The organism is Silvanigrella sp. (assembly GCF_044369315.1).
Classification (GTDB): Bacteria; Bdellovibrionota_B; Oligoflexia; order Silvanigrellales; family Silvanigrellaceae; genus Silvanigrella.
This window is the reverse complement of sequence record NZ_JBIPMD010000123.1, coordinates 1-9,534: the sequence shown is the minus strand read 5'-3', so window position 1 is coordinate 9,534 and position 9,534 is coordinate 1. Positions and strand designations below refer to the sequence as shown.

General features: G+C 31.7%; 12 protein-coding genes. 6 read left to right on the top strand and 6 right to left on the bottom strand.

The genetic code is table 11. The annotated features are described in order from the left end of the window. The 5 genes from ACIQ56_RS10590 to ACIQ56_RS10570 form a co-directional block, all read right to left on the bottom strand. On the bottom strand, positions 1-250 hold a 250-nt coding region (locus ACIQ56_RS10590; RefSeq protein WP_397601030.1), incomplete at its 3' end, for a response regulator. A 33-nt stretch (positions 251-283) separates the two neighbouring features. Further along, positions 284-577: an HNH endonuclease gene (locus ACIQ56_RS10585; protein ID WP_153420867.1), complete on the bottom strand. Its 294-nt coding sequence runs from the start codon at positions 575-577 to the stop codon at positions 284-286. 8 nt (positions 578-585) lie between these two features. After that, positions 586-1,767, bottom strand: a complete 1,182-nt coding sequence (locus tag ACIQ56_RS10580; protein WP_397601029.1) for an ATP-binding protein — start codon at positions 1,765-1,767, stop codon at positions 586-588. Positions 1,768-1,884: 117 nt separating this feature from the next. Beyond that, positions 1,885-2,874: a hypothetical protein gene (locus tag ACIQ56_RS10575; protein WP_397601028.1), complete on the bottom strand. Its 990-nt coding sequence runs from the start codon at positions 2,872-2,874 to the stop codon at positions 1,885-1,887. Positions 2,875-2,932: 58 nt separating this feature from the next. Beyond that, positions 2,933-3,778, bottom strand: coding sequence for a TrmH family RNA methyltransferase (locus ACIQ56_RS10570; RefSeq protein ID WP_397601027.1), 846 nt, complete (start codon positions 3,776-3,778; stop codon positions 2,933-2,935). A gap of 36 nt (positions 3,779-3,814) precedes the next feature. Between ACIQ56_RS10570 and hutU the strand changes: the two genes are divergently transcribed. Genes hutU through ACIQ56_RS10555 form a run of 3 tightly spaced genes read left to right on the top strand, consistent with a single transcriptional unit; the run spans position 3,815 to position 7,293 of the window. Continuing rightward, entirely contained in the window at positions 3,815-5,584 is a 1,770-nt protein-coding gene (gene hutU / locus ACIQ56_RS10565) for a urocanate hydratase (protein ID WP_397601026.1), read from the top strand. Continuing rightward, positions 5,550-6,884, top strand: coding sequence for an amidohydrolase family protein (locus ACIQ56_RS10560; RefSeq protein WP_397601025.1), 1,335 nt, complete (start codon positions 5,550-5,552; stop codon positions 6,882-6,884). The genes hutU and ACIQ56_RS10560 overlap by 35 nt, the downstream gene beginning before the upstream one ends. 43 nt (positions 6,885-6,927) lie before the next feature. Continuing rightward, positions 6,928-7,293 carry a DoxX family protein gene (locus ACIQ56_RS10555; protein ID WP_397601024.1) on the top strand — a complete coding sequence of 122 codons (366 nt, stop codon included), beginning with the start codon at positions 6,928-6,930 and terminating at the stop codon, positions 7,291-7,293. Positions 7,294-7,395: 102 nt separating this feature from the next. Here the strand turns inward: ACIQ56_RS10555 and ACIQ56_RS10550 are convergent, their stop codons facing one another. Next, on the bottom strand, positions 7,396-7,524 hold the full coding sequence (locus ACIQ56_RS10550) for a hypothetical protein (protein ID WP_397601023.1): 129 nt from the start codon (positions 7,522-7,524) through the stop codon (positions 7,396-7,398). Positions 7,525-7,640: 116 nt separating this feature from the next. Here ACIQ56_RS10550 and ACIQ56_RS10545 point away from each other — a divergent pair, with 116 nt between their 5' ends. The 3 genes from ACIQ56_RS10545 (at position 7,641) to ACIQ56_RS10535 (ending at position 9,447) form a co-directional block, all read left to right on the top strand. Then, the gene (locus ACIQ56_RS10545; RefSeq protein ID WP_397601022.1) at positions 7,641-8,681 is read left to right on the top strand and encodes a class I SAM-dependent methyltransferase; all 1,041 of its coding nucleotides are present in this window, start codon (positions 7,641-7,643) and stop codon (positions 8,679-8,681) included. Positions 8,682-8,780: 99 nt separating this feature from the next. Next, complete coding sequence (locus tag ACIQ56_RS10540; protein ID WP_397601021.1) at positions 8,781-8,993, top strand: hypothetical protein; 213 nt, start codon at positions 8,781-8,783, stop codon at positions 8,991-8,993. Positions 8,994-9,069: 76 nt separating this feature from the next. Next, positions 9,070-9,447 carry a hypothetical protein gene (locus ACIQ56_RS10535; protein WP_397601020.1) on the top strand — a complete coding sequence of 126 codons (378 nt, stop codon included), beginning with the start codon at positions 9,070-9,072 and terminating at the stop codon, positions 9,445-9,447. The last annotated feature ends 87 nt before the right edge of the window (positions 9,448-9,534 follow it).

Sequence of the window (9,534 nt, the reverse complement as noted above, 5' to 3'; positions counted from 1 at the left end):
TTTCTATATTCTCTCTGACTTCTGTTAAAAATTCGAGACCATTAATTTGCCTCATGTCTTTTTCACAAATAATAAAATCAAAATTTTTTTCTTGGAGAAATTTAAGGGCCTCGCCTTCGCTAACGCCTTCAAAAACATTTTTGAAACCTAAAGTTTTTAATGACTTTACAATACCTTCACGCGATGCAGGTGCATCATCAACAACAATAAAATTCATATCTGATGAGAGCTCAATGACGTTGGCAGCCATATTATTGCAACCTTTAAGAGAAGGATATTTCTCCTAGTCTATCATATTTTTCTTAAAAAGAAGATCGACAGGAGTGTCAACTCCTTTATTTTTGTTGCATTCTCGGCATGCTGGTACAACATTGCCTGGCGTAGTTGTTCCAAATCGTGCTAAGGGAACAATATGATCTAGAGTAAGTTCTTTAAAAGAAAACTTTTTACCACAGTAGTAACATAACCCAGAAGCACATTTTTGTTGCCACCATCGACTTTTTTTGGCGGCTTTTACTTTGGCTTTTTCTCTTTTTATATGCTCTTCATCTGCAAATTCGTAACTATTTAAATTCATTTGTTATTTTAGGCTGCCCGTGATGGTGAAGGTCCTCCTTCAGAGGACGCTTTGATAACTAATTTAGAAATTGGCAGTTTTATTGTAAAGGTTGTGCCTTCTCCAACAACTGAGCTTAATACTAAATCACCCAAATGTTCCTTTACTATATTTTTGACAATACTTAAACCTAAACCTGTTCCTTCCCCTTTGGGTTTTGTAGTAAAAAAACTATCAAAAATTTTAGGAATGACAACCTCTGGAATTCCAGAACCGGTATCATTTACAGAAATATTAAATGTATTTTCATCTAAATATGCTTTTATTTTTAATTCTTTTTTCTTGGATTCTTTCATAGCATCACAAGCATTGCTCATTAAATTCATTAAAATTTGCTCAAATTTATTGGGGTAACAAATGAGTTCTGCATTGTTATATTTTTCATCAATTTTTATTTCAACTTTTATACTATAATTTCTTATTTTTTGTTTTACTAAAAAAATACTATTTTCAATCAGTTCTATAACACTCTTACTTTCTTCTACTTCTTGAACATCTTTTCTTGAATAATTTCTGAGATGATCCACAAGTTTATTTATTTTATGGCAAGCTCTCGTAATTTGAGATAAATGTGAAGTTAAATTGTTTTCAAAGGATTCATTATTTTCTGTTTTTTTCATTTCGTCTTTAATATCTTCGCAGGTAAGTTGAATCATAGTTAGAGGTCCTCTAATATCATGAACAACAGTTGCGGATAACTCACCTAAAGCTGCAAGTTTTGAGATATGAAGAATTTGGGCGTTTAAATAATCATTTTCTTTCTTTAAATAAATATTTTTTAAACATTTTTTTGCTAATGGAATAATATCATTTTTTATAGAAAACGGCTTTTGAATTACTTCATAGCAATCTATTTTATTTGATTTATCAATGATTTTATTATTAATATAACCAGTCATTATGATTAATAAAGCGTCTTTATTTATGTTACGTATTTCACTTATTAACGAAAAGCCATCTCCATCAGGAAGTTGAATATCAATTAAAAAAAGATCAAAATTGTTAGCTGAATTTTGAATAATCGTTTTGGCTTCGTAAAAACTACTCGCTGTTGTTGTAGAAAAATTGAGTGAATTAAATTCACGCACAATACGATTTTGTGTATCGCTATCATCTTCGACCACGAGTATGTTTAGTTTTCCTAAGTCCATCAAGTGGATCCTTGTAAACAATAATAATTCAAAAAAGTAACAACATTATATCGGCTATTTATTTCTTTAATTAACAGAAGCTTGAGTGCAAAAATTATCCAAAAACAACAAATTTTTTTAATATATTGATTTTGCTTTCTTTTTGTTCTCAAGAATCTCTTTCTCTATCTTATTCTTCTCTTTTTCATGAAGAAAACGCCTAATTTCAAAGGCAAGTTCAATTTTCGCTGAATGGTTTTTAAATTTTTCAATCAATATTTCTAAATCATCATAATTATTAGTTTTGTCTATGGAATTGTAAATCTCTGTAATTTTTTGTGCCCCTTTTTCAGAAATTTCTTTACAAATTTCTAAAGTTTCAATGCAATCCATTTGATACTCTTTTGCCTCAGTTAAAATTTGTAAAGTATTATCAATTATAGATTTTCTAACTTCTCTTCGCGAAACATAAATAAAACTTCCTCCGCTTATGGCAGCAGCAAAAAAAGTTAAAATAAAAACAGATGGCAAATACTCTAACAGGAGGTCATCAGATATACGAATACTAATTGCTTTCTCCTGAATGAGTCTAGATAAAACTTCTAAATTAAACATTATTTTAGTAAAGTTTTCATTTTCGTTATTCAAAACCTTCAGCATTTTATCATAGTTATTTTCTTCTTTTTCTATACTTAAATCGATTTCTTTTTGAATTGTTAAAGTATAATCATTAATAATTGGTGTTAAAATTTTAATATTACTTGTCATAAAAGGATCAATATTAAATTTATTAATTTCTTTTGAATGAGAAACAATGGCAATAAAATCTTTTCTAATATCTTTAATAAAATCAGATTTTAACTCTTTTTTTTGTTTTGCTGTTAAGTCTTGTTGATTTGCTAAAATAAACTTATAAATGTTGCTATGAGCTCTTGATAATGTCTCTTTTGCTTCTAATATTTCGCGTTGCGCTAAAAAATAATTATCTGTTAATCCTAAAATTTTCTTTTTTAATTGATTGACATAGATGGAACCAAAAAGACTATTTAGCATGAGGAAACAGATTAGAGAAATGGCAAGGCCATTTATGATCCAACCTAAATGAGGTTTCCTTTTAATAAGTTGCATAAATCTTATTCCAAAAAATAAGGTTTTAAATATTCAACTTACCTATCGGCTACATATTTTATTTTGGTATAGGCTGAAAAAATTTCCCAGCTCGAACAAATTCGAACCATTTTAAAAGATCAGGTTGTCTTGTGGAAATATATTCAAATGCATTGGGACATGTTTTTGCAATCCAATGTTCAAGAATTAGGTTTTGTTCTTGTTTACTTAATAAAAAATTAGGTTGATGGATAGAAAGTGATTCTCTTAAAGTTTGTAATATAATTCCTGCACAAACAGATACATTTAGAGATTCTGTAAACCCATACATTTGGACAGATACGTACATATCTGCGTAATTTTTCCACTCAGGAGAAACACCGTGTAATTCACTGCCATAAATGAGCGCAATTTTTTGATCACCTATAAAGTTTTTAAATTCATTTGAATGAAAGGAATTACTAGGGAAAGAAGGGATTTTATCCATATAATGTTCAGATGTTCTTGAAAAATCAGGTAAAGAAACAAGCGCAATTTTATAACCACTATTTTTTAAAATATGTGCGCATTCTTCCACTGTATTTATTCGTTTTGGCATAAGCCATTGGCTTGCGCCTCTATCAATGGTATCAGCAGCTTTAAATCTCATTTCTTTATTGGAATATAAAAAAAATAAATCTAAAAATCCAAAAGAATCAATTGTTCTTAAAATGGCACTAATATTATGGGCGTGATGTGTGTTTTCAAACACAGTTAAGACCTGTCTGCTTCTTATCTGCGCTATTTTTTCCATTTTGCCGATTCTTGCGTCTGTAAAAAAGCCTCTTAGTGCAGCATTAATTTTTCCAAAGTCATTTCTCAACTGCTCTGGAATAAAGTATTGTGTAGGCACATTTGAAGAAGTCGTTGATTCCGTCCAAATCATTTTTATCCTTTCTCCCCTTTTTTTGTGAGGATTTCTATGTCTACTCAAAATATATTCCCTTCATCAACTAAAATATTTACCCCAGGCCAACCAGCTCCTAGAGGAAAGACCTTAGTTACAAAAGGTTGGCTTCAAGAAGCAGCATTGCGCATGCTTTTAAACAATCTTGACGTTGAGGTTGCAGAAAAACCTGAAGATTTAGTTGTCTATGGGGGAAGAGGAAAAGCAGCGCGTTCTATGCCTGATTTTCATAATATTTTGAAAGCGTTGCAAGAACTCGAAAATGAGGAAACCCTCTTAATTCAAAGTGGGAGTCCTGTTGCGCGCATTAAAACTTGGCAAAATGCGCCTCGTGTTTTGTTAGCAAATAGCAATTTAGTAGGAAATTGGGCAAATTGGAATCATTTTGATGAGCTCGAGAAAAAAGGCCTAATGATGTATGGTCAAATGACAGCGGGCAGCTGGATTTATATTGGCTCTCAAGGAATCGTTCAGGGCACCTACGAAACTTTTTATGAAGCATTTCAACAACATTATAAAGGTGTTACAAAAGGGCGTTACGTTTTTTCTACAGGTCTTGGGGGAATGGGAGGAGCGCAGCCTCTTGCTGCCGTATTGACAGGAGCCTGTTTTTTAGGAATTGAAGTCGATAAAAAACGAGCAGAAATGCGCTTAAAATCTGGACATCTTGACGAAATCCATAATGACATTGATTCCGCAATGAATTCTCTTAAAAAATCATTATCTGAAGGACTTGCTAAAAGCATTGCTATCATTGGAAATGTAGCTGATATTCTACCAATATTATTAGAACGTAACGACTTTCATCCCAGTCTTGTAACCGATCAAACATCAGCTCATGATCCAACTTACGGATATGTTCCGCAAGGTTATTCTATGGAACAAGTGCTCCAAGAACGAAAGTTAAACCCAAAAAAGGTGGAACAAGATGCTATGCAAAGCATTGGAAAACATGTTCGTTATTTGTTAGAACTTAAAAATAGAGGCATTCCAACATTTGATTATGGCAATAATATTCGTGCAATGGCAAAAAAAGTAGGAGTAGAAAATGCATTTGATATTAAAGGATTTGTCCCTGAATATATTCGTCCTCTTTTTTGTAAAGGAAAAGGTCCTTTTCGATTCGTAATGTTAAGTGGAGATTCTGAAGATCTTAAAAAAGCAGATCAAGCGCTTATGAATTTATTTCCACATCATAATGATATTCAAAGGTGGTTATCTTTAGCTCCAAAAAGGATATCTATTCAAGGATTGCCTGCCAGAATTTTGTGGTTAGGATATGGAGATAGATTAAAAGCAGGGTTACTCTTGAACGAGATGGTAAAAAGCGGAGAAATTTCTTGTCCCGTTGTCATTGGAAGAGATCATTTAGATTGTGGAAGTGTCGCTTCCCCATATCGGGAAACAGAAGATATGAAAGATGGCAGTGACGCCGTTGCAGATTGGGCTCTTTTAAATGCTTTTGGCAATATTTCAAGTGGGGCTTCTTGGGTCAGTTTTCATCATGGGGGTGGAGTCGGAATGGGATATTCCCTTCATGCTGGAATGGTGATTGTGGCAGATGGAAGTCATGAGTCTTCAGAACGTTTAAAGAGAGTTCTCACATTTGATCCTGCAATGGGTATATTTCGTCATGCAGATGCAGGTTATGAAAGTTCGCGAAAAATTGCTGGGGAGCAAATGAATCGTTCCGTAGAATCGGACTCTCCCTATTTTTATCCTCGATATTTATCAAACGCTGAGGTGAATCATGGCGGCAAAGATTTGGTCTACAAAAAAGAATAAAAAAATTATTTTTAAAAATTCTCCATGTGTAGTTACTATGCAAGGACTGAATAACTTAGAAAATAATATTATTACTTCAAAAGATATGAAAATTCTTAAAAATCAAGATGTTTATATATCCGATGGCGTTTTTCAGGCAATCGGAGAAAATATTGCAGAAAAATATGTTAACTTATCAGATTGTGAAGTAATTGATGCTTCTAATTTAGTTTTAATGCCTGGTTTAATTGATTGTCATAACCACCCTATTTTTGCGGGCAGTCGGGCTAACGAAACAGTGCTAAAATCACAAGGAATGTCTTACGAAGAAATTGCGGCTAAAAATGGTGGCATTGCTGCAACAATGAAAGCAACTCGAGCGGTTAGCAAAGAAAAGTTAACAGAAATTTATAAATTAAATGCAAGAGATGCACTTGCGAAAGGTGTTGTTCTTCTCGAAGCAAAAACAGGATATGGATTAAATCCAAAAGAAGAAAGAAAAATGCTTGAAGCTCTTTATAACGCCTATAATGATGAAGATGCTCAGGATTTACCTGCTTTATCTCCAACTTATTTAGGACCTCATGCCGCAAGTCCGGAATACAGAGGACTCGATAATTATATTCAAGCTCTCGTAGAAGATTTACCAAATATAGCTGCTTTAGGTGAAGAAGCGGTTAAAAAAGGAATTTCGCTTCCATTAGCTGCAGATATCTTTTTAGAAAGAAACTTTTTTACAAAGGAACAATCTGAGCGTTGGTTGGGAGCAGCCTTGCAACATGGCTTAGATGTTCATATTCATTCGGACGAATTTTCAAGAAGTGGTGGCGCCGAACTTGCGGCAGAACTTGCACGGAGAGTAGAGCAAACTGCTTCTAAAAGAAGACAAAAAGGACGTGTATTGACGGTCGACCATTGTCAATATTCTACAGAATCCGATTTAGGAAGACTTGCTACTTTAGGTGTGATTGCAGTTGCTCTTCCTTCAACAAGTTTTTTTAGTCGAATTCCATATGTTGATGCAAAAAGATGGAGAGCATCGGGGGTTAAAATAGCGATTGCAAGTGATTTTAATCCTGGAAGTGCAATCATAAATAATATTTGGTTTGCTTGTTACCTTGCGCTATCGCAATGCGCCTTTTCTCTTCCTGAAGTGTATGCTGGTGTTACTGTAAATGCAGCACTCGCTTTAGGTGTAGAAGATAGTTATGGAATTATTGAAGAAGGAAGAAAAGCAACCTTAGTTGCTTTTGAAGGAAATTCTGCAGACGATTTTTTTACTTCTCCAATCGGTGATCATGTAAGACACGTGGTATTATAAATTTGATTTTTTGTTTATTTATAATTCACTTTAAGGAGAAAGAATGGCAGGGTCAAAAACTATAAAAATTGTCTATTGGGTATTTACCATTCCTTTTGTTGGAATCATGCTTTTTTCTGCTTTTGGTTACTTTACTTCTTCTCCTCAAATGGTAGAGGGAATTCGCTCTCTTGGTTATCCACTTTATATGTTAAAAATATTAGGAACCGCAAAAGTTCTTGGTTCTATTGCTATCCTTTATAATAAATTTAAAACATTAAAAGAGTGGGCTTATGCAGGATTTGTCATTAATTTAATTGGTGCTGCAGCTTCGCATCATTTTTCTGGCGATCCTATGTCCAAAGTAATTCCTCCACTTGTTGTTCTTTGTGTTGTATTTATTTCCTATTTTTTATGGAAGAAAAAATAACCCTTAAATATGACTCATAATTTCTATATTAACGTTACTTGGGTCTGATATATAAAAATTTTTATAATTAACTTCTACCGAACCTATACCAAATTTTTTACTCTATAAATTTGGTTCGGCTCTTATATTAAGTTTTTTATCTATAGCAGTACAATGAATTTTATTAAATTGAATTTTATTTACTAAAAAAGCAATATGTTGAGGATTTGGAAGACGAATTTCTTCATTCATTCTTACCCTTTTTTTTATTTTAAAAGAACAGTAAAATATCTATTGTTTCAAAAAAATAACTTTATGCTTAATCTCTTATTCCAAGAATTTAATTTTCCTTTTGCATGGAGAACATTATGATCACTCAAAAAACGAACGAATTCCTTTTAAGAGCTCTTAATACATCTCGTTTTGCACTATATACTTTTGAAGGTTTTCCTATTCATATTGTGCGAAATATTTTTGGTATTCATAAAAGTCCAAAGACACCTGTGCTGGCGGAGTTTATAAGATCTTTAATTATAGAATTAAATCTAATGCTTGAAGAAGACATTAGAAACATAAACGAAAATATATATACAAAGGAATTAATTTACCCCGAAAATCCAATAACTCATGCAAAAAGATACATTAATATATTAATTGACTCTATGAATTCTTCAATGCGAGCAAAGAAAAATGAATATCAAAAATTTTCTAAAAATATTGAAGAAGATGTTAATAGTTACCCTAAGTATTATAGAAGAAATTTTCATTTTCAAACAGATGGGTATTTATCCAAAAAATCGGCAGAATTATATGCTCATCAAACAGAAATTTTATTTAAAGGTACCTTAGGGCTTTCGCGAAGGTTGTTATTAGCTCCCTTACTTAAGCATATTCAAAATCAAAAAAATCATTTAAAAATTCTTGAAATTGGCTGTGGTTCTGGGGAAAGTACACAAATATTATTAAATTCATGTAAAAATGTATCCGTAACAGCAATCGATCTAAGTAAATCTTATATAGAATATGGCAAAGAGAAATTAAATAAATATAGCAATGTAAACTTTATTAAAATGGATGGAACAGATTTATCATCTCTAAAAAATAAATATGATATTGTTTTTTCGGTTTATTTATTTCATGAGCTTCCTGAAAAAGAACGATATCAAATTATAGAGACTTGTTATAACGTTCTTAATCCAAAAGGAGTTATGTTTCATATTGATTCTATTCAAATGGATGATGTCCCTAAATATAATTGGGCAATTCAAAATTTCCCACTTAATTTTCATGAACCATTTTATATGAATTATATAAAAAAACCTTTATTAGATATTATAAAAAATTATGAGTTTAAAGATTTAGAGACTCAAATTAGGTTTTTATCAAAAAGCATTTTATGTCATAAATAATCGCTTAATAAGATTGATTTTAAGTAAAATATAAAATAACCGATATAAATAACATCTGTTCCATTTAGTTAAAAAATTTATAAATTTTAAAGGTATAAAATGACAAATAAAAAGCATCATTCTAAAGATACTCACGAGTATAAAGAAGGTCACACAGAAGGATACATTGAAGGTCAAAAAGATATTTTAAAAATATTTGATGATATCTTATCTACGGGACAAACGGATGTTAGCAAAATTGGTAATGTAAATAATTCTAAGTATGTTGAAATTAAGAAAAAAATTATAGAGCTTATGAAAACATCAAAATAACATTGAGGGAAAAGAGATAAAGTTAAAAATATTAAAAATCATAATCTATTTTACTACAAACCTAACATTAATTTCATTGTGCTTTGCATCTGAAATCAATAATGCAGAAAAAGAAATTTTAATAAACCCTTCTGATAAAAAAAGAAATGCTTTTGAGCCTGAGCCTCAGTCTGAATTTTTAATATGGGGCAAACCAGGGTCTGATGCTTTATACCTAGGAATGTGGTCATATCATATAAGTATTTTAATTGGTGAAGATGCCCATGAAGAATGGGAACATACTCTTGTGGCCGCTTCCTATAATGGATTTATTTTAGGAACTTTTGTGAATTCTTTTAATCAAAGGTGTTACGTTTTTGGAGTTCATCGCAGTATTTTACACTCAGGTGACACGTCTGGTTTTTCCACAGATATTGGTTATAATTTAGGTGTTGTACATGTGTCCTACCAATAAGTGCATTTTACAAACAAAATGAATGCTAGTAAATTTTTTATAGAGAGTGGTTTTTGATTTTGTTGATGGTATCGAGATAATTCCAAG